We start from the raw sequence: 21082 nt of genomic DNA on the forward strand, positions 1-21082 counted from the left end.
ATCAACGAAGGAGGCCATGCAGGGCATCGGCAAGCGCCGCTGCACTTTCGAAGGCGGCTTCGACCCGGTTGCCGATGCACCAGTCGCCACAGGCGCCAAGGCCGAGATCGGGATCGAAAAGGAAAGGCTCACTCGCCGGTTGGTCGACAGCCGCATAGCGCCAGCGATGGAGGTCGATCCAGCGGGCGGAGCGGAAATTGCGGCCGGTGCATCGGGCCAATGCGGCCAACAGCTGCTCCTGCACTTGGGTCCGGTCGGTCTCCAGATGGGCTTCGGCCCAGTCGTTGCGGCTGTGAACGACAAGAGCGGGTTTTCCGGCGCGCCCCGGCTTGCTGCTGTCGATGGCAATGAAGCTCAGGATCTCGTCCTCGAGGCGGGCAGCGTCGAACCCCAGGTCTGGCGGCTCATCAAGGCCGATCATCAGGGTGAAGCAGCCGCTCATGCGGGCGCGGGCAAGAGCCTCGTGACCGGTGAATGCAGCCGGCATCAGTGTGGCGGTCTGTGGAGCCGGCGCAGTGGAGATGACGATGTCGAAGAGGCCCAGATCGCTCTGGTCCGCATCGCGCAGGCGCCAGCGCCTGTCTTCCCTGCCGAGTGCGGCAACCGTGGTTTCCTTGCGGATGTCCAGGTTTTTGGCCAGATGGTTGGCAAGGCCGGTCATGCCGGGCGTGCCGACATAACGGGTTTCGCCGACGCGCGGGTCGGGGGCGATGTCGCCGGATGTGCTGAGCGTCGGAACGGCTTGAGGCCAGATCGCAAGGCTATCGGCTGCCAATGCCCCTGCCACCACCGCCTGGAAGCCAGCCGATCGCGCGGTGAAATACTGGGCGCCGTGGTCGAAGGCATAGTCGCCGCGCCGGCGATTGGCCATGCGCCCGCCGAGCCCTCGGCTTTTTTCAAACAGCGTGACGGTCGCAAGCGGCGTCAGTCTCTGGGCGAGCGTCAAGCCGGCGAGGCCCGCCCCGATGATGGCGATGGATGTTGGCACGCTGTTTCCTCTGCAATTTACCAGATCCAATACGCGTTTCAGGTGCGATCGGATCGAGTGTTCTGACTGGCTTCCAGCAGGGGGCGGATCAGCGGATTGGGGAAGCGGCGCCTGGTGGTGACGGCATAGAAATTCTCGATCATGCCGGGCAGGGCGTCGAATTCGATGAGACTGCCGGCCTCCAACTCGCCCTTGACGACGATCGGCGGGAGCACGGCGAGGCCCGCACCTTCGCGCGCCAGAAGGCGCATCATCGCCATGTCGTCCACTTCGGCTGCGACCTGCGGCACGATGCCGAGCCGTTCGACCAGGGCCTCGAATTGCGAGCGCACGCCGCTTTCGAGCGTCGGAAGGATGACGGGGTGGCGGGTCAGCAACCCGGCCAGATCCGTGCCGGCCTCGCCATAATCAGGCTTGCCGATGAGGCTCACCCGTTGCTGGTAGACATGCTGGGCGACGAAGGGCGTCACACTGTCGGCCATCGGTGCCTGGTTGAGCAGGACGACATCCAGATTGAGGCTTTCCAGCGCGCCCAAGAGTTCGCTGGTGCTGCCGGAGCGCAGGATCATGTCGACATCGGAACGGCCGAGGATTGGCCGCAGAAACTCCATCTGGAAGTTGCGCGACAGGGTGGCGAGCGCGCCGATGCGGATGGCCCGGCGGGTGCGGCCGGTTTCCTTCAGCGTTTCGACCAGTTCTTCGCCAGCGGAGAAGATCGTGTCGGCATGGTCGAGCGCGATGCGGCCGGCTTCGGTCAGATAAAGTTGACGGCCACGGCGCTCGAACAAGGCGTGGCCCAGCCGCTCTTCCAGGTTCTTGATCTGGATCGACAAAGCTGATTGCGACAGGTTCAGCCGCTCGGCTGTACGCGTGAGGTTGCCGTCATGGGCAACGGCGCGGAAATAACGCAGATGGTGATAGTTCAGCTCCGACATGGTTCTATTTAATAGAACGAATTTCTCGAAACAATGAATTTTTATTGCACATCACCGGCTGGTAACTGGTCCGTGAAGTTTCCAGCCGGCCGATCAGGGCCGCCAGACCGGAGATGCCCCGTGATCCATGCCTTGCCGCTTCTCGCCCCGCTGCTGCTGCTCATCGCCTCTGCCATCAGCTTTCTCAGTCCGGGTCTTCGACCTCGCTTTGCGCTGAAGGTGGCGCAGGCGGCGGCCCTTGGCAGCATCGCGGTTGCGGTGGGCTCGGGTGTCGTTCTCTGGCAGTTCGGCGCCGGCAGCAGCCCCGCGATTGGCCTGGCGCCGTTCTCCTTCGCCTCACGGCTGGATCTCGTCAGCCTCATCATGCTGGGGCTGGTCTCCTTCATCGGCTGGGTGGTGCTGCGCTATGCCGGCACTTTTCTGGATGGCGAGCCTCGGCAAGGTGCCTTCACCGGCTGGATGACGGCGACGCTGGCGGCCGTTCTCCTGCTTGTCCAGTCCGGCACTCTGGCTCAGCTCGTCACCGGCTGGATCGCGACAAGCCTGCTGCTGCATCAATTGCTGCTCTTCTATCCCGAGCGGATCGCGGCGCAACGGGCGGCGCGCAAGAAGTTCATCGTTTCGCGCACCGGTGATCTCGCGCTCGTCGGGGCTGCTGTGCTGCTCTGGCTTGTCTTTGGCACCGGTGACATAACCTCAATCCTGGCGGAAGCCCGCGAAGGTGCTGTCCAACCCCTCACGATTGCGGCTGCCGCCCTGCTGGCGCTGGCCGCGCTGCTCAAGTCGGCGCAGTTCCCCACCCATGGCTGGCTCACCGAAGTGATGGAGACTCCGACGCCGGTGTCAGCCTTGTTGCATGCCGGCGTGGTCAATGCAGGCGGCTTTCTGCTGATCCGTTTTGCCGATGTCATGCTGCAGGCGCCGGGGGTGCTTGCGGTATTGGTGATGATCGGCGGGTTCACGGCGCTTTTCGGCAGCCTCGTCATGCTGACGCAATCGGCGGTGAAGACTTCGCTTGCCTGGTCGACGGTGGCGCAGATGGGGTTCATGATCCTGCAATGCGGCCTGGCGCTCTTCCCGATCGCGCTGCTGCATATCGTTGCCCATTCGCTCTACAAGGCGCATGCCTTCCTTGCCTCCGGCTCGGCCATCGAAACGGTCGCTGCGGCCCGTCGGCCGGGTCCAGTCACCATTCCCGATGCACGGGCGGTCGGTCGTGCCTTCCTGCTGGCGCTTGCCATCTATGCGGTGATCGGCGTGCTGTTCGGCTTTGCCGACAAGCCGCCCCAGGCCTTGGCGCTGGGCGCGATCCTGATCTTCGGCACGGCCTATCTGATAGCGCAAGGGCTCGCCGATGCGGCGCCGTGGGCGCTGACCTGGCGCACCTCGCTCTATTCCGTCTCGGCAGCGACCGCCTATTTCGCCCTGCAGCGCGGCGCCGACAAGCTCTTGATCGGCACGCTGCCGGCCGCCCCGCAGCCGGGACCGCTCGAATGGACGCTGATGGTGCTTGCCGTTGTCACCTTCGGCGCCGTTGCCGTCGCCCAGGCGCTCTTCCCGCTCTGGGCCTATCATCCGGCCGCTGCCGGTCTCCGGGTGCATCTCTCCAACGGTCTTTATGTGAATGCGCTGTTCGACCGATTGCTTGGCGGCTGGAGACTGCCGCGACCGCGCACAGACGCCCGCTCATTTCCCACCCCTTCCACCGCCCATGTCCAGGAGTGAACCGATGACCGATCTCACCACCGTCGATACCCTGCATGGCGAAGCGCTTGCCTTGGCGGCCGATCAGGCCGTTCGCGCAATTGCGCCAGCCTGGCCGCTCACCGCGACCGTTGCCGTCAATCCCTTCCTCGGCCAGGTCGGCGAGCGCCTCGAAACGACCGCGACCCGACTGGCCCGGATCGGGGGCGTCCGGTTGGCCCTGTCCCGTCCGCATTATCGCCAGAAGATTGTCGCCGGCGAAATCACCGATGAGGATCTGTCGTCGGCGCTGGCTGCCGGCACATCTGGCCTCGATCTCGATGCGCTGAAGGCTGCCGTGGCCGAGGATGTGGCATTGCCGGCGGCTTTGCCGACTGTGGCTGACCTTGCTGCACGGCATTCCGGTCAGGACTGGCCAGCCCTGATTACGGATCGGATCGGCAGTTTTGCCGCCGGTTTCTTCGATGAGGGGCAGGCGCTCTGGGCGGCATCAACCCGCAATGGGCTCTACGCCGCCTGGCGGGCCTTTGCGACGCATGACCTGACGCCGGAAATCCTCGGGCTCACGGGTTTCGGCGCCCATGTCGCGGAAACGCCGGAAACGGCGCAAGGGGCAATCGAGCGCGCAGCTGTCCGGCTCGGTCTCGGGCGGGACCCCGGCACCTATTTCCACCAATTGCTGCTTGGCCTCGGCGGCTGGGCGCAGCATGCGCGCCATCTGCAATGGAAGGCCGAACTGGAGGGGCGGACCGATACGGCCGCGCTCGAACTGCTCGCTGTCCGCCTGGTCTTCGAGGAGGCGCTTTATCTGCGTCATCAGCCTCTCATCGAGGACGGCTGGCGCAGCATTCGGAGGGCGCATGGTGAGCCTCTGGTCGCAGATCAGGAAATATCGACCGACGCGGTCCTGCAACTTGCAGCCGAGCGGGCCGGCCAGCGGCGTCTCGGCCGGATGCTGTCGCGCCCGTCCCCTTTCCAGGCTTTGCCGGAAACACGGCCCTTCCTGCAGGCGGCCTTCTGCATCGACGTGCGTTCCGAGGTCTTTCGCCGGGCGCTCGAAAGCGTCGATCCCGGCATCCGCACCCTCGGTTTTGCCGGGTTCTTCGGTCTTGGCGCCAGCCATCGCGGCTTTGCCTCCGACGTTTCCGAGCACCGGCTGCCCGTGCTGCTCAAGCCGTCGGTCTTCAGTTGCGCGGCGGTTGAGGATGACGACTCCGACAGGCAGGCCCGTTTCAGCGCCCGCGCGATCCGCGCCTGGGGACGGTTCAAGCTCGCGGCCGTCTCGTCCTTCGCCTTCGTCGAGGCCATGGGGCCGGTTTACGCCGGAAAGCTGCTGCGTGACGGCCTGGGTTTCGGCATGGGGCACGGAGCGGAAAGGGCCAAGCCACACTTCTCCCCCGGGCTCGATCTTTCAACGCGCGCGACCATCGCCGAAACCGTCCTGCGCGCCATGTCCTTGACCGATACCTTCGGCCGCTTCGTCCTGCTCTGCGGTCATGGTGCCAATGTCGTCAACAATCCCTATGCCAGCGCTTTGCATTGCGGCGCCTGCGGCGGCCATGCGGGCGATGTGAATGCCCGGCTGCTGGCTTCGCTTTTGAACGACGGTGCCGTGCGGCAACGACTGGCACAGAGGGGCATCGCCGTGCCTGCCGATACCGTGTTCCTCGCCGGTCTCCATGATACAACGACCGATGCCGTGACCCTCTTCGTCGATGACCTGCAGACGGCGGCGGACGCGGACGGCGTGAACACGATCCGGCAGTGGCTGCAGCAGTCCGGTGCCCTTGCACGGGCCGAGCGGGCAACTCGGATGGAGGGCGCGTCCGCGCAATCGATCGCCGGGCGCAGCCGTGACTGGTCGCAGGTTCGGCCTGAACTTGGCCTTGCGGGCTGCAGCGCCTTCATCGCCGCTCCACGGAGCCGGACGCAGGGGCGGGCGCTCGAAGGCCGGGCTTTCCTGCACGACTATCTCTGGCAGAAGGATGATGGGTTCAAGATCCTGGAGCTGATCCTGACTGCGCCGGTGGTCGTGGCAAGCTGGATCAGTTTGCAGTATTTCGGGTCGACCGTTGCCCCCTCCCTGTTCGGCGCCGGCAACAAGCTGCTGCACAATGTCGTTGCGGGCATCGGCGTCGTCGAGGGCAATGGCGGCACTCTCAGAGCCGGTCTGCCCTTTCAATCCGTGCATGACGGTTCGGCCTACCTGCATGAGCCCGTCCGGCTGACGGTCGCGATCGAAGCTCCGAAAGAGGCGATCACGGCTATCCTCTTGCGGCACGAGACCGTGCGCGCGCTGTTCGACAATGGCTGGCTGCATCTGTTTGCGCTGGACGAAGAGGGGCGCTTGGCCTGGCGTTACGAGGGGCAGGGGCGCTGGGTGGCGTCGGAGGATGGAACGGACCGTCCCACGGAGAGCCTGAGCCAGGCGTCCTGAAAACATAAGTACTTGAAAAAAATGTATAAAATTTATGGGCGCGGCGGCTGAAACGGCCGCCGGCCGCCGGGTTTGTCGCCGGCTCGACTTACCGTAAACATGCGAATTCGCAGGCTTCTAATTAAGCCGTTATTAGTTTTCCCCATCCATTCTTAGTGGATTGATTAAGGCGCTTCACCGCATTCTTTGCCGTGCCTGCGTCGGAGGAGAATTCAATCGTGTTCATCGACCGTATCCTGTCCCGTTTTAATATTCAGACCAAGGTGCTGATTTTCATTCTGCCCTTTGTGATCAGTATATCGGCTGTCGGATTTACCGGCCTTTACGCATCCGGATTGCTGCAGGGCCGGATCGAGATCTCCAACAGCGTGTTGCAGTCGCTGAGCGGTTTCCGCGATGTCTCGGCTTCGATGACGGATTTCCTCGAGAATACCACGGCCCAGTCGCGCGACGACGTGACGACGCGCCTGAAGCAGCAGCAGCAGGATCTGCAGACAACCTTGTCGCAGCTGACTGCGGATGCCGATGGTCGCGCCGAACTGGAACAGGCCCGCACGCTTGTCGATACGGTCGTTGCGCGCACCGACGAGCTGTGGAAGCTGCATGAATCGGAAGCGGCCGTTGTCGCGACGCTCCAGCAGGGCACCGCCCAGGTGGTCACCGCGCAGGACAAAATCATGGCGGCCATGACCGACATGGAAAAGGCCGTTCAGGCGGATGATGCCTCGGCGAAGTCGATGCTGCGTGATGCCGAAAGCATTCGCAGCTCCGGCACCTTCCTGATGGAAATGAATTCGGCCTTTACCAAGGCCAAGACCCCGGACGAGAAGTTCGCCGCCATCAGCGCGCGTCATGCCGAGCTGGTGTCGCGCCAGCAACTGCTGGCTTCCGTTCTGCCAAAGGCGAACAAGTCGGCGGCCAACACGCTGGAAAAGATCGCCGGCCAGCTGAAGACCATTCTGGAAACGAACGATCGCTCCGATACCGTGATCACCGACATGCAGGGCATGCTGCGCAACTTCACCCAGCTGAACTCCTATCTCGGGCTGGCAGCCCAGCAGAAGATGAAGGATGCGACAATCAAGTTCGGTGAACTCGACGCGCCGCTCGCCAAGGCGCAGGCCGTCATCAATGATGGTCGCCAGCTGATGTCCGCCGGCTACGGCCTGCAGATCATGATGGCCCGTTTCCTGCTCGAGCCGACGGACGAAAACCGCGCACTGCTCGACAAGCAGTTTTCTGCCCTCAAGACCTCGCTTGAGACCCTTGGCACCAGTGCCGCCGACCAGCCGGTCCTGATGCAGGTCAAGGCCGAGCTTGCCCCGGCAATCGATACTATGGCCGCTGCCAGCGTCGACCTCGTCAAGGTCAGCCAGGCGCGCAAGGCGAGCTACGACCAGGCGGGTGCCGATCTCAATGTCATCTGGAAGCAGCTGACGACCTTTGCCGAAATGCAGAAGGTGTCTGCGGGTGAAGAGCGCCGCGATGCGAACTCCATCTCGATCGGCGCCACCGGCCTCGGCATCCTGATCTCGATCTTCGCCGGCATTGGACTCGTGCTCACCTTCAAGGGCCCGATCGGCCAGATCACCGGCGCCATGCGCCGTCTGGCGGAAGGTGTGCTCGACACCAAGATCAACGGCGAGACCCGCGTCGACGAAATCGGCGAGATGGCGCGCGCGCTCGGCGTCTTCAAGCAGAATGCCTTGTCGAAGATCGAAATCGAAAGCCGCAGCGAGGCAGAGCGGGCGCAAGCGGAAGAAGAGCGCCGCCGCAACGATCTGGAAAAGCAGGAAATCGACCGGCAGATCAATTTTGCCGTCAATGCGCTTGCTTCCGGTCTCGGTCGCCTGGCAAAGGGCGACATCTCCGAGACGATCGACACCCCGTTCCACGGCCGTCTTGAGCAGTTGCGCAACGACTTCAACCAGTCGCTTGAGCATCTGCAGGATACGATGACGCAGATCCGCTCGAACACCTACATGATCCAGCGCAATGCTGCCGAAATGAGCAGTGCTGCCGACCAGCTCGCCAAGCGCACGGAGCAGCAGGCGGCGTCGCTGGAGGAGACGGCGGCTGCCGTCGATGAGATCACGGTCACCGTGAAGCAGTCGGCCGAGCAGGCGGAACAGGCCAACACCATCGTGGCCGATACCAAGGGCCGTGCCGACACCTCGTCGGTCGTTGTCGCGAGCGCCATCGATGCCATGGGCCGGATCGAGGATGCCTCGGGTCAGATTGTGCAGATCATCGACGTCATCGACGAGATCGCCTTCCAGACCAATCTTCTGGCGCTCAATGCCGGCATCGAGGCCGCACGTGCCGGCGAAGCGGGCAAGGGCTTTGCCGTCGTTGCCCAGGAGGTTCGTGAGCTTGCGCAGCGCTCTGCCGGGGCGGCGCAGCAGATCAAGGACCTGATCCACAAGTCGAGCACGGAAGTGTCGGCGGGGTCGAAGCTGGTCCAGCAGACGGGGGCGGTTCTTGCCGAAATCTCGACCAATATCATCACGGTCGCAGAGCGTGTCTCGGTCATCGCCATGGCCAGCCGCGACCAGTCCAATGCGCTCGGCGAGGTCAATTCCTCGGTCAACGAGATGGACCAGATGACCCAGCGCAATGCTGCCATGGTCGAGGAAACCAATGCTGCGACGCGTCAGCTGGCCGACGAGGCCGATGCACTGATGCAGTTGATCAACCAGTTCAAGCTCGCACCCGAAGGACGCGCCCAGGCAAATACCGCCCATCATCGCGCCGCCTGACGAAGGCTGCAGGGACCGGATCAGGCCGCCGGCGGGACACTGCCGGCGGCTTTTGTGTTCGCGACGATCACGGCTTGTTGGGTGAAAACAACGAGGACCAGTTGGCGATGAAGCGGTCACGCGTTGCCTGATCCTGGGCGGCAAGCAGGGCCGGCCCAATGCGGATCGGTCTGCCTATACCGGATTCGATCAGTGACATCGGCCCGTCGACATCGGGCGGCAAAGGCGTGCCTTCGGAGAAGAAGAAGGCCTTCTCCCGCGCCACCTTCTGCCCGCGCTGCGACAGAAGATAATCGAGGAAGCGTTTGGCGAGGTCCGGATTTGGCGCAAGTTCCGGAATCAGTGCGCCGCGCGACAGGATCAGGGCATAATCCCGCGGGATCACCACCCGCAGGTCCGCATTGCGGCGCGATGCGGCATAGGCATAGGAGCCAAGCACGTTGTAGGCGATGCGCAGCCGGCCATTGGCGATCTCGCCCAGCACCTCGCTGTTACAGCAGCGGGTGACGACGTCGGCGCGGCTGAAGCTTTCGAGCAGCCGGCCATAGGTCGTGGGCGCCTGGAGCGCATCGTGAAAGGCCAGCAGATATCCGATCCCGGAGGCCCGCACGTCATACGTGCCGATCCGGTTTCGATAGACATCCGGCTTGGCGCGCAGGAGCTCGGCGATCTCGACATGCGAACGCGGCACGTCTTCCGGCGGCACGCGCTTGCCGTCATAGACGATCACGGCGGGTTCGAAGGTGAAGCCGAACACCTCGTCGCGCCAGTTGGCCCAGTCGGCTACGCGCTCGGTCTCCGGCGAGCGATGGTCCTGCGCACAGCCGTCATTGGCAAGCTTCACGAGCTGGTCAACCGACGACGAGAGCAAAAGGTCGCCATAGGGTGTGCGGCTGAGGCAGGCATTCTCCGCCTCGCGGAAGAGGTCATTGGTGACATAATCGTTGAACTCGACGCTCACTTCCGGCGCGATCTGCTGGAAATCCAGGATCAGCGGCTTCATCGCATCGACATCGGTCGCACCATTGATCACAAGGCGCACCTGCTCCGTGGCAATCGCTGGAAAGACCGTCTGTTCTCCCTCCAGGGCGAAAGCCGGCAATGCCCGAGCGGCAAGCAGGCTTGCGCCGAGCAGCAGCACAGATCTGAGTGCGTAACGGGCGATCATGCCCCCTCCTTCCGCATCAACGGCAGTTCGAGCACGACGGTAAAGCCGCGTTGCGGGGTTTTCTCGCGGAAGGAGAGGGCGCCCTTCAGTGCGCCGGCGACCTCCGAAGCGATGGCGAAACCGAGGCCGGAACTGCCTTCGCCCGATTTCGACGAGACGAAGCGCTGCGTGACATGTGACCAATCGGCCTGCGGGATGCCGGGGCCGTCGTCCTCGACCTCGACCAGGCCGAAGTCGCCGCGTCTGACCACCCGGACTTCCAGCTTCGACAGCGTACCGTGCCGCAACGAATTGTCGATGATGTTGACGATGGCCTCGCGCAGGCTCAAGCCATCGCCGAGAATGGTCAGCGTCTCGTCGGGCGCCTCGAAGGAGACAACCGTATCCGGATCGATGGTGATCGGCACTGCTGCGCGAAACGCCTTGCGGGCGACATCGGTCAGGTCGAGCGGGGATAGCTGGGCGGAATCGAAGCGGTGGATGACCATGGCATGGTTGAGCAGCTGCGTGGTGAACCGCGCGAGCTCGTTGGTGCGGTCGCGCACGCGGCTTAAGTGACGGCGGTTGCTTTCCGACAGGGCGTCCTCGTCAATCAGGCTCACCTGCGCCGAGAGTGCCGTCAAAGGCGTGCGGATCTGGTGAGCGCTGTCGGCGATGAAGCGCTGCAGCAGCTTCAGCCGCTCGTCGAGGCGGCGCATGAAGTGGTTGATGGAATCGACGAAAGGCACGAGTTCGCGGGGTACATCGACGGCAAGCGGCGTGAGATCCTGGGAGTCCCGCCGACGCAAGGTGTCGCCCAGCGCATCGAGCGGCCGCAGAGAGTAACGAACCGCGAGCACCGTCCCGGCAAGCGCCAGCAGGCTCATGATCGTCACGAGGATCAGGGCGCGAGAGGTGAGTTCCGTCGTCAGGGCCTGGCGCGCTTCCGTGGTCTGGGCGATCAGCACATGGACCCAGCCTCCGACACTCGGGTCGGAGATCGCCCGGCTGGTCTGAACGAGGCGGACCGGCTGGTTGCGGTAGCTCCCCGTCTCGAACAACGGGCTGTTGAGCGCATGGTCCTTGTCGGTGCTCGCGGAAAGATCGTCGTAGCCCGTCAGGGTGCTGCCGTCGGGCGCGATCACCCGGTAGAAGATGCGATCGCGCGGGGCAAGGCCCAGCAGTTCGAAGGCGCTGGGGGGCAGGTTGACGGCAATCTTCCCGTCCTCGACCACAAGGCTGTCCAGGATCTGGATCGCCGCCCCTTGCAGCAACCGGTCATAGGCTTCGTCGGCGGCGGCCCTGGCGTAAAACCATGCGGCCGTCATCAGCACCGCCGCTCCACCGGCGAGGACCACCGCAACGCGCAGAACGAGGCGGGAGAAGAGGGACGGCTTAGTCCTCTGCATCGGACACCAACTGATAGCCCAAACCCCGGACGGTCACGATCCGGGCCTTGGCCCCTTCGAGTTTCTTGCGCAGGCGGCCGACATAAAGTTCTATGGCGTTGGGGCCAGCCGCTTCCTCGAAACCGAACAACTGGTCGAGAAGCTGCTCTTTGCTGAAAACGCGTCCCGGCCGGCTTGCAAGGATTTCGAGCAGGGTCATTTCGCGGCGTTTCAATTGCACTTCGCGCTTGCCGACGCGGACCGAGCGCTGCGAGCGGTCTAGCAGCACATCGCCGCAGGCAATGACATTGGTCGCCTCTCCGCCGCTGCTGCGGCGCATCAACACGCGTGCGCGCGCCTCCAGTTCGCGGAAGTCGAAGGGTTTGACGAGGTAATCGTCGGCGCCGAGATCAAGCGCACCGACCCGGTCGTCGATTTCCGAACGCGCAGTTAGAACAAGCACGGGCACCGGGTTCTTGTTCTGCCGAAGTCCCTTCAGGATCGAGAAACCGTCGAGCCCCGGCAGCATGACGTCGAGAATGACGAGATCGTATTCGGTGAAATCGAGGATTTCCGCGGCGGCATGGCCGTCCGTCTGCCAGTCGACCGTGTGACCGATGGTTTCAAAGCGGCGGCTGATTGCCTCGCCGACGTCGAGCGTGTCTTCCACGAGCAGGATGCGCATGGGCGGACGGTCGCATGTCTGCGGGCATCGATCAAGCGGTGGTCGGGGTGATCTTGCCGTTAACGGGTTTGACAGGATCGTGACAGGATTGAGGCCTATCAATGTCCGGCCGGCATAGGGAGAGAGCTTACGCCGGCATTTGGGGAGGATCCCAACGCCATCGCCATCAGCAACACGCGGACGCACGTCCTGCGTGAACGCTATTTTCGTGGCCTGCGCTGGGATTGTCCGGGAACGCTGAGATATTCGGGAGAGAATGATGATCCGCAACACGATGAAATTTCTGGCCGGTGCTGCCCTGATCGGCCTTGCTGCCGCGACCTCCGCCATGGCCGAGCCGAGCAAGCCGGAATGCCTGGCGGGTGCCAAGCCCGGCGGCGGTTTCGACCTGACCTGCCGTCTGGCTGCCAATGCCCTGCTCGAAACCAAGCAGATCAAGCAGCCCATGGCCGTCACCTACATGGAAGGTGGTGTCGGCGCCGTGGCCTATAACCACGTCATCTCCAAGCGTGCCAGCGATCCGAACCTGATCACCGCCGCATCCTCGGGCTCGGCACTGCTGCTCGCTCAGGGCAAGTTCGGCCAGTATGACGAGAGTGCCGTGCGCTGGCTCGGTGCACTCGGTGCAGACTTCGGCGTGATCGTGGTCAATGCCGAATCGCCCTACAAGACGATGGCCGATCTCGTTGCCGCCTACAAAGCCGACCCGACGACCTTTGCGATCGCAGGCGGCGGTGCCGTCGGTTCGCAGGACTGGATGAAGGGCTCGCTGATCGCCAAGGCTGCGGAGCAGGATCCAAAGTCGATGCGTTACGTCGCGCTTGAAGGTGGTGGCGCCGTGTTGACCGCGCTCGAAGGCGGCCATGTGCAGGTCGGCTCCGGTGACGCTGCCGAAATGGGCAAGCATCACCTCGCAGGCAAGGTCCGCATCCTCGCCGTCATGTCGCCTGAGCGCCTGCCGGGCGAACTCAAGGACATTCCGACCGCCAAGGAACAGGGCTTTGACCTCGAATGGCCCGTCTGGCGCGGCTTCTATGTCGGCAAGGACGTGTCCGACGCCGATTACGACTGGTGGGTCAAGGCGTTCGACGCCATGAGCAAGACGCCGGAATTCGCGAAAGAACGCGAGTCGCGTGGCCTTTTCGAATTCACCTTGCTCGGCAAGGACTTCGATGATCGCGTCAAGAGCGACGTCGCCAAGTTCAAGATCCTGGCCAAAGAAGCCGGCTTCTGATCCGGCTGGCGATGCGGCCCCTGATGGTCGCATCGCCTCATCCGCGCGGAGCGTGTCCGCGGAACTGCACCATCAACACACGCCACGGCCGCGGCTGAAGGCGTCATGACCTTGGGTGATCGCGGCGCTTCGATGTGGCCGCCGATCCGAATGCGGGGAAACACTAAAATGTCGGAAAACACGAGAACCCACCAGCTCATCGGCCGCATCAGCGCGCTGGTCCTGCTTTTGCTCGCCATTGCCTATGGCATCGGCGGCAGCATGATCGAATATGCCTTTTCGTCGGATCCGCTCGGGCCACGTTTCGTGCCTGTCATGCTGGCCATTCTGCTCGGCCTGTTCACCTTGTTCTACCTCAAGTTTCCTGGATCGGCGGAAGACTTCCCGACCGGAAACGCGCTGGTTCGGGTGCTGGCCGTGCCGGCCACGCTCATCGTCTGCGTGGCGCTCATGGAGCCGCTCGGCTTCGCCATCTCGATCTTCCTTCTGACGACCGTGACCGGCTGGATCTTCGGCGCTTCACCCAAGCTGTCGCTGATCGGTGGTGTCGTTCATGCCGCCCTCTGGTGGTTCATCTTCTCCTTCTTGCTTGAGGTCTACCTGCCGACCGGCGCCATCTTCGGCTGACCGTCGCCAGGACCTGAAAGGATAGTTTCATGAGCTTCGAATATCTCTGGCACGGCTTCGGCGTTGCGCTCACGGGGCAGAACCTGCTGATCGGCTTCATCGGCTGTTTCATCGGCACGCTGGTCGGCGCCCTTCCTGCCATCGGCCCGATCAACGGCATCGCCCTCCTGATGCCCATCGCCTATTCCATGGGGCTTCCCGCCGAAAGCACGATGATCCTGCTCGCCTCGGTCTATTGCGGGGCGGAATATGGGGGTCGTATCTCCTCCATCCTGCTCAACGTGCCCGGTGATGCCGGTGCCGTCATGACGGCGATGGACGGTTATCCCATGGCCAAGCAGGGTCGCGCCGGCGAAGCACTCGCCTTGTCGGGCATCGCCTCCTTCATCGGGGGGATCATCGGCGTCATCGGTCTTGCCTTCTTCGCGCCGCTGCTCTCGGGCCTTGCCATCGGTTTCGGCCCCGCCGAATACTTCGTGCTGATGGTGTTTGCCTTCGCCACCCTCGGCTCGATGGTCGGTTCGCAGCCCACCAAGACGTTGATCGGCTGCGTGCTCGGCCTGATGCTGGCGACCGTCGGACTGGATGCCACTTCGGGTGCCTATCGCTTCACCTTCAATGAGCCGGAACTCGGCGACGGCATCGAGTTCGTGACGCTGGTCATCGGTCTCTTCTCGATCTCCGAAGCCATGCTGATCCTTGAGCATCAGACCAAGGGCGTCACCGTGATCCGCGAACTTGGTCGCATGACCGCTCGGATGTCGGACGTCGTAAAGAGCATGGGCGCCACCCTGCGCGGCTCGCTCATCGGCTTCATCGTCGGCGTTCTGCCGGGTACCGGTGCCTCGGTCTCCAGTGCCGTCTCCTACACGACTGAAAAGCGGATTTCCGACACCGAAGGCACCTTCGGCCACGGCGACGTGCGTGGTCTGGCAGCACCGGAAGCCGCCAACAATGCGACCGCAGCCGGCGCCTTCGTGCCCATGCTGACGCTCGGCGTGCCCGGTTCCGGCACCACGGCGGTCATGCTCGGTGCGCTGATGCTCTACAACATTCAGCCCGGCCCGATGCTGCTCGTCGAGCGCCCGGAAATCGTCGGCGGTCTCGTCGCCTCGCTGTTCGTCGGCAACTTCATCCTGCTCGCGCTCAACCTGCCGCTGGTCAACATCTTTGCCCGCGTGCTGACCATGCCGAACTGGATCCTCGTGCCCGGCATCCTCGTGCTCTCGGTCATCGGTGTCTATTCCACCCATGCCTCGATCTTCGCCATCTATCTGATGCTGGCGATCGGCATTGCCGGCTGGCTCTTGCGCAAGGCCGGCTTCGACATGGCGCCGATTATTCTCGGCTTCGTTCTGGGCAAGGTGATGGAAGTGAACCTGCGCAATGCACTGGCGATCAGCGGTGGAGACATCTCCATCCTGTTCCAGAGCAAGATCTCGCTCATTCTGTGGGTGCTGGCCATTGCCGTTGCGGTTCTGCCAGTTCTCCTCGGCTGGCGGGCAAAGCGTCGCCGCGCACTGGCTGCTGCCGAAGCGTCGACCCAGTAAACACTCCAGCCGGCAGCGACTGCCGGCCTCCTGCCGATCCTCCCAAGGGAAAACGCCGTGTTCTGCTTTGCAGACGCGGCGTTCATCGTTTCAAGTGGGCTGCTTATTCTCCGGCCTGCATTTGTCCGGCCATCTTTGCCGGAGGGGCCGACATGGCTTCCATCAGCGATTTCACGATCGCCGCCCGCAGGGCATAGGTGTTTGCCGTGGTCTTCTTGTGGTCCAGGCGCTGCGCCGCAACCACCAGATTGGCGCCTTGCTGCATGACGATCTCTTGCGCCCGCACCATGGCCCAGGTCTCGATTTCCATTTGGTCAGTCATGTCCGCACCCCAGCTAAGTCATTTAGCCCCGCTGCCGTCTCGAATCGGCTGCTAAATCAAGCATATTTGAATGAAATGGATTATTGAAGCGAAGCCCAAAAAAGATCAGGCACAACATGTCGGCGAGGGTTGCAAATTCCAGATCTGCTTATGTAGCAATTTCGCCTTTTGGGTGAAGTGTCATTTTCTCTGCACTCTACCTCTGGTCCGGTCAGCGAGACGCGCGGGCGCTTGGATGCGTTCTTTGCGGAACAACCCGGGGATGCTGGCGTTACGCAGCGTCAATCAAAATTTCTCCTGAGGATGCCAGCATGCCCATTCCCGTTTCGACCTACCGCTTGCAGTTTCGAAACGGGATGGATTTCGAACGTGCCGTCGACCTGGTGCCCTATCTGAAGCGTCTCGGCATCAGCCATCTCTATGCCTCACCCATCTTTGCCGCGACCAAGGGCTCTACCCATGGCTACGACGTCACCGATCCCAATGTCATCGATCCCGTCCTTGGCGGGAGGGAAGGGCTGGAGAGCCTGTCGAACGCTCTCAAGTCCGAAGGGCTTGGCCTTATCCTCGACATCGTGCCCAACCACATGGCGGCGAGTCTCGAAAATCCGTGGTGGCGCAGCGTGGTCACCTGGGGAGAGGTGAGCCCTTTCGCGCGCCATTTCGACATCGACTGGAGCCACAAGTTGACGCTGCCCTTTCTCGGATCGAGCTTCGAGCAGGCGGTGATGGAACGCGCCTTCTCGCTGGTGCTGGATCGCAGGCAAGGTGGTCTCGCACTCAAGTATTTCGACAGCCTTTATCCGCTCGATCCCGCGACCTATCCGGCTGTTCTCAGCGAATCCACCGACCCGATGGCGGCTCGTCTGGCAGATCTCGGACGCCAGGCAAAGTCCGGGAATGCTGCGCAATTTCACCGTGCTGTCCTCGACCTCTGTCATGGCGGCGACTGCGAGGGCCTGCTGCGCGACCTTGATGCCCGTGCCCGCGATGCCGACTTTCTCGTTTTCCTGCACAGCCTGCAGCCCTGGCGTCTGATGCATTTTGCCGAAGCAGCGCAGGGCCTGAACTACCGCCGCTTCTTCGAAATTGCCGGGCTTGTCGGCCTGCGCGTAGAAGACCAGTCGGTGTTCGACGACGTGCACGAAACGGTTCTCGACCTGGTCCGCAAGGATCTCGTTCAAGGGCTGCGGATCGATCATGTCGACGGATTGGCCGATCCGGCCGCCTATCTTGCGAAGCTGCGCGGGGCAATCGGCGACGATGTCTATCTGGTTGTCGAGAAGATCCTCGCGCCAGGGGAAAGCCTGCCCGAGGATTGGCCCGTCGATGGAACGACAGGCTACGAGTTCATCGCCGCCCAGGTGCCGGTGCTTCTGGATGAGAACAGCTTCTTTGCCGTTCGCGCGGCCTATGAGCAGGTGAGTGGCGGTCCCTCCGACATTCCCCTCGAAATGCGCGCCGCCAAGCGGCAGATGATCCGCGTCAATTTTGCGGGCGAGGTCCGCGCCCTGTTGCGGGAGGCAGGCCAGCTCACCGGTCTCGACAAGCCGGTTCTGCGAAATGCTCTTGAGGAAATCCTGCTCGCCTTTCCGCGCTACCGGACCTATGGCCGCGACGACGGCGTCGCGGACGGGGATCGCGCTTTGCTCGATGATGTCCTTCGTGATGCCGGTCGCAGTTTAACGGACCAGGAGGCGCAGGCGGCCCACAGGCTCGTGGCGCTTCTGAAGGGCGAGAATGCGGGAGCGGCAGACCACGAGGACGCCGCGATCCTGCGCCGGCGCTTCCAGCAGTTGACGGGACCGTTGATGGCGAAATCGCTGGAGGACACGCTGTTCTTCCGCCACGGCGAATTCCTGGCCCTCAACGAAGTGGGGGGCGAACTGGAATTGCCTGAAGGCGGTCTCGAACATTTCCACCAGGAGATGGCGCGGCGCGCAAAGGAACAGCCGCATGGATTGTCGGCGTCCTCGACACATGACACGAAGCGTGGGGAAGATGCGCGTGCGAGGCTGTTCGCCTTTGCCGAAGATGCCTCTGCCATGGCGGAGCGGATCGCCGGCTGGCGGCAGATCGCCCAACCCCACGTCAAGCGCTTGAGCGACGGACCTGCGCCCGAACCGGAGATCGAGTGGATGATCTTCCAGGCACTGGTCGGGCATTGGCCGATCGACCTGCTGGCCGAGGATCGGGAAGGACTTGCCGAATTCGCCGATCGGGTTGCGGCTTTCGTTGAAAAGTCGCTGCGCGAGGCAAAGCTTCGCAGCGACTGGAATGCCGTGGACGAGGACTACGAGAAGGCCGTGACCGGCTATGTCCGCAGTCTGCTGCTCGATCACCCCGACTTTGTCGCTGATTTCGTCGACCAGATCCAGCAACTGATCCCGGCTGGTCTTGTCAACGGACTGACCCAGACCGTCATCAAGCTGACGGCGCCCGGTATTCCCGACATTTACCAGGGCGGCGAGGGGATCGACCTCAGTTTCGTCGACCCCGACAACCGTCGTCTGCCGGTCTTCGCGACGCTCTCTGCATTTGATCCGGATGATCCGATCGCGTTTGCCGATCCGCAGGCGCTGGCCGCCGGGCGGGTCAAGCAGGCGGTGGTCGGACGGGGGCTTCGTCTGCGCAACCAGCACCCTGAGCTCTTCGCCCGAGGGGACTATGTGCCGCTGGTGGCAGAGGGAGAGAAAAGCCGCCACATCCTGGCGTTTGCGCGAGTGCGGGGCGACGAGGCCACGATCACCATTGCTTGCCGACTACCTCTGTCGATGCTGGTCGAAGCCGACAAGGGGAGCGATGCGGATTTCTGGGGCGAGACGTCGGTCGCGTTGCCGGATACTTCGGCGGTCATGTCCTGGCGGGATGTGCTGGCGGATCGTGCGATCCCTTCCGCGCCGAGGCTTCTGATGCGCGATGTGCTAAAGGGGCAAACCGTTGCGCTGCTCGTGGCCGCCAAGATGTGACGGCCTCGAACAGCTTTCGTCTCAAGCGACCGCCTTGCGACGCTGCGGCAGGAAGCTCACCAGCCGGTCGGGGTCGGTTGCCAGGCGCATGCCGGCTTCTTCGGCTGCCGCGATGAAGGCGGCGCGGGCGAGTTCGGCGGCGTGCAGATCGCGCAGGGCGTTCCGGCACAGGCGGATTGCCTGCTCATAGGCAGGGCCGCGACGGGTCGGCCATTCAGCGTCAAGAAAATCCAGGGCATCATAGGCGTTCTGAAACCGTCGTGTCAGCCCGCAGGGCAGTTCCAGTTCGACGGGTCGGTTCCAGGTGAAATCGTATTCGGTCATGCCTTCCTCCGTATTGCACCCACAAACTCGTCAGGCGTGGGGTGGGTTCCGGAGCGGAGATCAAATAAAATTGGCTAGAGCGTTGATTTTTCAGTTGTCATTTGGGCGGTTTGCTGCTCACGCCCCACCAGCCATCGGGCGGTCAAATCGGCGGCAATCCGCGCCGCTTCGACGATATCGGCCCCGGAAAGCAGGGCGTGAATCAGCCCGCCGCTGAAGCTGTCGCCGGCGCCGATCGTGTCGCGCACGCTGACCCGCTGCGCTATCGCAACCGTGATTTCCCGTGTGCCATCGTAGATCGAGATGGCATCGGGCCCGTCGGTCATCACCAGATGGCGGAGCCGGCTGCCGCTTAGCTCTGCCGCAAGCGACCAGACATCGGCGATGCTCCTGTCGGGCATATCCGCCTTGGAGCCGATCATGATATCCGCCGGGCGCGGGGCCGCGCGGCGCAGCGGCAGTTGCGAGACGACCAGCCGCGCCTGAGCCAGGGAGGCGAGGATCGTGTCGGGCAGGAGTGGTGCGTTGACGTAGAAGACGCCATCCGAAAGGGCCTCGTCCAGAACGAATGCGCGCGACAGGCGGCGTTCGTTCGACAGGATGGTGCGTTCCCCCTCGGGGTCAAGCAGGATGTCGGCGAAATCCGTGCCGCCCGGCACCCGTGTGATGAGCGAGATGTCGAAGCCCAGCCCGGCAAGATCCGCCATCGCCGTATCGCCGTGTTCATCCGTCATCAGGTTCGACAGGATCGCGACCGAATGACCGAGATCCCGCAACCGCCTCGCGGTAAAGTATCCGCCGCCGCCCAGCCGCGTATTGCGGCTGCTCCACAGGATGCGGCCACCGGCCCGCAAGGGTTCGGTCAGCCGCCAGATGCGATCGTGGTTCACGTGGCCGACGACGACGATGCGGTCTGCTGTTGGCGTGCTCATTCCCCGGCATCCTTGTGAACGGGGCGGCTGGATTCCCGCAGGATCAGCTCCACCGGCCACAGTTCGGCGATATCGGTCGCCGGGCGGCCGCTCAGCATCTGCAAGAGGAGGTCGGCGATCCGGCTTCCCGCCGCGCGGATCGAGGAGCGGGTCGTCGACAGCGACGGCACCATGTTGTCGGCCGTCAGATAGGGGAAAACGTCATCATGGGCGATGACCGAAATATCCTGGCCGACGACGAGGTTCATCGAGCGGGCCGCGCGGTAGACGCCGAGCGCACTCATCATCGAGCCGGCGACAAAGGCGGTCGGGCGCTGCCCTTGCTCCAGCACTGCGCGCGCCACGCGAAAACCGATCTCGTCGGTGAAATTGCCATGGGTCACGAGCTTCGCATCATAGGTCACGTCACGTTCCGCCAGCGCTTCCCTATACCCCTTGTCGCGGTGCTGGGTAAATGTCAGTCCCTCGCGACCGTTGATCATGGCGATGCGACGATGGCCGAGATCGAGCAGGTGCTGGGTCGCCCGGCATATGGCGCCTTCGTTGTCGATGTCCAGCCAGGCATACGGCGCGTCGGTGGCGGAGCGTCCATGCACGATGAAGGGCAGCTTCAATTCGTTGAGCAGGGCAATGCGCGGGTCGTTGGGGCGCGGCGCAGTGATGACAACGGCGTCGACACGGCGGCTTTCTGCGAGACGGCGATAGAGTTGCAACTCGTCGCGGCTGTCCTGCTCCGCCATGGGGGTGATCAGGATGTCGATATCCTCGGCGCTCAGGCGTTCGGAAATGCCGCCCATGAATTCGGCAAACTGGTATTCGCCGGCCCGGCTGGTCACGACGCCGATCGCGCCGACACGGCCGGTGGCGAGCCTCACGGCGTTGATGTTGGGGCGATAGCCGAGCTTGGTCGCCTCTTCCATCACGCGTTTCCGCGTTGCTTCACTCACTTCCGGATAGCCGCTCAGGGCACGGCTGACGGTCGTCGGCGAAAGACCGATCTGCTGGGCAAATTCCTTGAGCTTCATCCCGTGCCCTACTTCCTCCTGTCAGGCTGCCCTGCCAGGCTCCCCGTGGTGCTTAT

General features: G+C 63.3%; 16 protein-coding genes. 7 read left to right on the forward strand and 9 right to left on the reverse strand.

What is annotated here, in order from left to right; translation table 11 throughout:
• Position 1: 1 nt before the first annotated feature.
• Positions 2 to 988: an FAD-dependent oxidoreductase gene (locus DFO46_RS01385; protein WP_147412727.1), complete on the reverse strand. Its 987-nt coding sequence runs from the start codon at positions 986 to 988 to the stop codon at positions 2 to 4.
• Between the two features lie 38 nt (positions 989 to 1026).
• Complete coding sequence (locus DFO46_RS01390) at positions 1027 to 1923, reverse strand: LysR family transcriptional regulator (protein ID WP_120276079.1); 897 nt, start codon at positions 1921 to 1923, stop codon at positions 1027 to 1029.
• A gap of 120 nt (positions 1924 to 2043) precedes the next feature.
• Here DFO46_RS01390 and DFO46_RS01395 point away from each other — a divergent pair, with 120 nt between their 5' ends.
• The 3 genes from DFO46_RS01395 (at position 2044) to DFO46_RS01405 (ending at position 8823) form a co-directional block, all read left to right on the forward strand.
• The gene (locus DFO46_RS01395) at positions 2044 to 3648 is read left to right on the forward strand and encodes a proton-conducting transporter membrane subunit (RefSeq protein WP_120276080.1); all 1605 of its coding nucleotides are present in this window, start codon (positions 2044 to 2046) and stop codon (positions 3646 to 3648) included.
• A gap of 4 nt (positions 3649 to 3652) precedes the next feature.
• Positions 3653 to 6064, forward strand: a complete 2412-nt coding sequence (locus DFO46_RS01400; RefSeq protein ID WP_120276081.1) for a DUF2309 domain-containing protein — start codon at positions 3653 to 3655, stop codon at positions 6062 to 6064.
• A 218-nt stretch (positions 6065 to 6282) separates the two neighbouring features.
• Positions 6283 to 8823: a HAMP domain-containing methyl-accepting chemotaxis protein gene (locus DFO46_RS01405; protein ID WP_120276082.1), complete on the forward strand. Its 2541-nt coding sequence runs from the start codon at positions 6283 to 6285 to the stop codon at positions 8821 to 8823.
• A 67-nt stretch (positions 8824 to 8890) separates the two neighbouring features.
• On the opposite strand, the gene DFO46_RS01410 is transcribed toward DFO46_RS01405, so the two are convergent.
• The 3 genes from DFO46_RS01410 to DFO46_RS01420 are packed head-to-tail and all read right to left on the reverse strand — an operon-like array spanning position 8891 to position 12043.
• Positions 8891 to 9991: an ABC transporter substrate-binding protein gene (locus DFO46_RS01410; RefSeq protein ID WP_120276083.1), complete on the reverse strand. Its 1101-nt coding sequence runs from the start codon at positions 9989 to 9991 to the stop codon at positions 8891 to 8893.
• Positions 9988 to 11379, reverse strand: coding sequence for a sensor histidine kinase (locus tag DFO46_RS01415; protein WP_110792546.1), 1392 nt, complete (start codon positions 11377 to 11379; stop codon positions 9988 to 9990). Before DFO46_RS01415 ends, DFO46_RS01410 begins: the two co-directional genes overlap by 4 nt.
• On the reverse strand, positions 11366 to 12043 hold the full coding sequence (locus DFO46_RS01420) for a response regulator transcription factor (protein ID WP_120276084.1): 678 nt from the start codon (positions 12041 to 12043) through the stop codon (positions 11366 to 11368). The genes DFO46_RS01415 and DFO46_RS01420 overlap by 14 nt, the downstream gene beginning before the upstream one ends.
• Before the next feature lie 259 nt (positions 12044 to 12302).
• Between DFO46_RS01420 and DFO46_RS01425 the strand changes: the two genes are divergently transcribed.
• The 3 genes from DFO46_RS01425 (at position 12303) to DFO46_RS01435 (ending at position 15454) form a co-directional block, all read left to right on the forward strand.
• Complete coding sequence (locus tag DFO46_RS01425; RefSeq protein ID WP_245422490.1) at positions 12303 to 13277, forward strand: tripartite tricarboxylate transporter substrate-binding protein; 975 nt, start codon at positions 12303 to 12305, stop codon at positions 13275 to 13277.
• A gap of 168 nt (positions 13278 to 13445) precedes the next feature.
• Complete coding sequence (locus tag DFO46_RS01430) at positions 13446 to 13904, forward strand: tripartite tricarboxylate transporter TctB family protein (protein WP_205908174.1); 459 nt, start codon at positions 13446 to 13448, stop codon at positions 13902 to 13904.
• Between the two features lie 29 nt (positions 13905 to 13933).
• Positions 13934 to 15454 (forward strand): tripartite tricarboxylate transporter permease, encoded by a 1521-nt coding sequence (locus DFO46_RS01435; RefSeq protein ID WP_120276085.1) that lies wholly within the window; start codon positions 13934 to 13936, stop codon positions 15452 to 15454.
• Positions 15455 to 15557: 103 nt separating this feature from the next.
• Here DFO46_RS01435 and DFO46_RS01440 read toward each other — a convergent pair whose 3' ends face one another.
• Entirely contained in the window at positions 15558 to 15776 is a 219-nt protein-coding gene (locus DFO46_RS01440; protein WP_110792549.1) for a hypothetical protein, read from the reverse strand.
• A gap of 311 nt (positions 15777 to 16087) precedes the next feature.
• On the opposite strand from DFO46_RS01440, the gene treY reads away from it, so the two are divergent.
• Positions 16088 to 18745, forward strand: a complete 2658-nt coding sequence (gene treY / locus DFO46_RS01445) for a malto-oligosyltrehalose synthase (RefSeq protein WP_120276086.1) — start codon at positions 16088 to 16090, stop codon at positions 18743 to 18745.
• Positions 18746 to 18766: 21 nt separating this feature from the next.
• Here treY and DFO46_RS01450 read toward each other — a convergent pair whose 3' ends face one another.
• The 3 genes from DFO46_RS01450 to DFO46_RS01460 all read right to left on the reverse strand — a co-directional run bounded on the left by DFO46_RS01450 (position 18767) and on the right by DFO46_RS01460 (position 21026).
• Entirely contained in the window at positions 18767 to 19069 is a 303-nt protein-coding gene (locus tag DFO46_RS01450) for a DUF982 domain-containing protein (protein ID WP_110792551.1), read from the reverse strand.
• A gap of 74 nt (positions 19070 to 19143) precedes the next feature.
• Positions 19144 to 20001: a PfkB family carbohydrate kinase gene (locus DFO46_RS01455; RefSeq protein WP_120276087.1), complete on the reverse strand. Its 858-nt coding sequence runs from the start codon at positions 19999 to 20001 to the stop codon at positions 19144 to 19146.
• Positions 19998 to 21026, reverse strand: coding sequence for a substrate-binding domain-containing protein (locus DFO46_RS01460; RefSeq protein ID WP_120276088.1), 1029 nt, complete (start codon positions 21024 to 21026; stop codon positions 19998 to 20000). The genes DFO46_RS01455 and DFO46_RS01460 overlap by 4 nt, the downstream gene beginning before the upstream one ends.
• Positions 21027 to 21082 lie beyond the last annotated feature (56 nt).

This window comes from Rhizobium sp. AG855 (assembly GCF_003610655.1).
GTDB lineage: Bacteria > Pseudomonadota > Alphaproteobacteria > Rhizobiales > Rhizobiaceae > Allorhizobium > Allorhizobium wuzhouense.

What these genes read in the sequence shown, in the direction of transcription:
- DFO46_RS01390 (WP_120276079.1), bottom strand. Translation starts at nt 1,923, where the DNA reads ATGTCGGAGCTGAACTATCACCATCTGCGTTATTTCCGCGCCGTTGCC.
- DFO46_RS01400 (WP_120276081.1), top strand. Translation starts at nt 3,653, where the DNA reads ATGACCGATCTCACCACCGTCGATACCCTGCATGGCGAAGCGCTTGCC.
- DFO46_RS01410 (WP_120276083.1), bottom strand. Translation starts at nt 9,991, where the DNA reads ATGATCGCCCGTTACGCACTCAGATCTGTGCTGCTGCTCGGCGCAAGC.
- DFO46_RS01415 (WP_110792546.1), bottom strand. Translation starts at nt 11,379, where the DNA reads ATGCAGAGGACTAAGCCGTCCCTCTTCTCCCGCCTCGTTCTGCGCGTT.
- DFO46_RS01420 (WP_120276084.1), bottom strand. Translation starts at nt 12,043, where the DNA reads ATGCGCATCCTGCTCGTGGAAGACACGCTCGACGTCGGCGAGGCAATC.
- DFO46_RS01425 (WP_245422490.1), top strand. Translation starts at nt 12,303, where the DNA reads ATGATCCGCAACACGATGAAATTTCTGGCCGGTGCTGCCCTGATCGGC.
- DFO46_RS01430 (WP_205908174.1), top strand. Translation starts at nt 13,446, where the DNA reads ATGTCGGAAAACACGAGAACCCACCAGCTCATCGGCCGCATCAGCGCG.
- DFO46_RS01435 (WP_120276085.1), top strand. Translation starts at nt 13,934, where the DNA reads ATGAGCTTCGAATATCTCTGGCACGGCTTCGGCGTTGCGCTCACGGGG.
- DFO46_RS01440 (WP_110792549.1), bottom strand. Translation starts at nt 15,776, where the DNA reads ATGACTGACCAAATGGAAATCGAGACCTGGGCCATGGTGCGGGCGCAA.
- treY (WP_120276086.1), top strand. Translation starts at nt 16,088, where the DNA reads ATGCCCATTCCCGTTTCGACCTACCGCTTGCAGTTTCGAAACGGGATG.
- DFO46_RS01450 (WP_110792551.1), bottom strand. Translation starts at nt 19,069, where the DNA reads ATGACCGAATACGATTTCACCTGGAACCGACCCGTCGAACTGGAACTG.
- DFO46_RS01455 (WP_120276087.1), bottom strand. Translation starts at nt 20,001, where the DNA reads ATGAGCACGCCAACAGCAGACCGCATCGTCGTCGTCGGCCACGTGAAC.
- DFO46_RS01460 (WP_120276088.1), bottom strand. Translation starts at nt 21,026, where the DNA reads ATGAAGCTCAAGGAATTTGCCCAGCAGATCGGTCTTTCGCCGACGACC.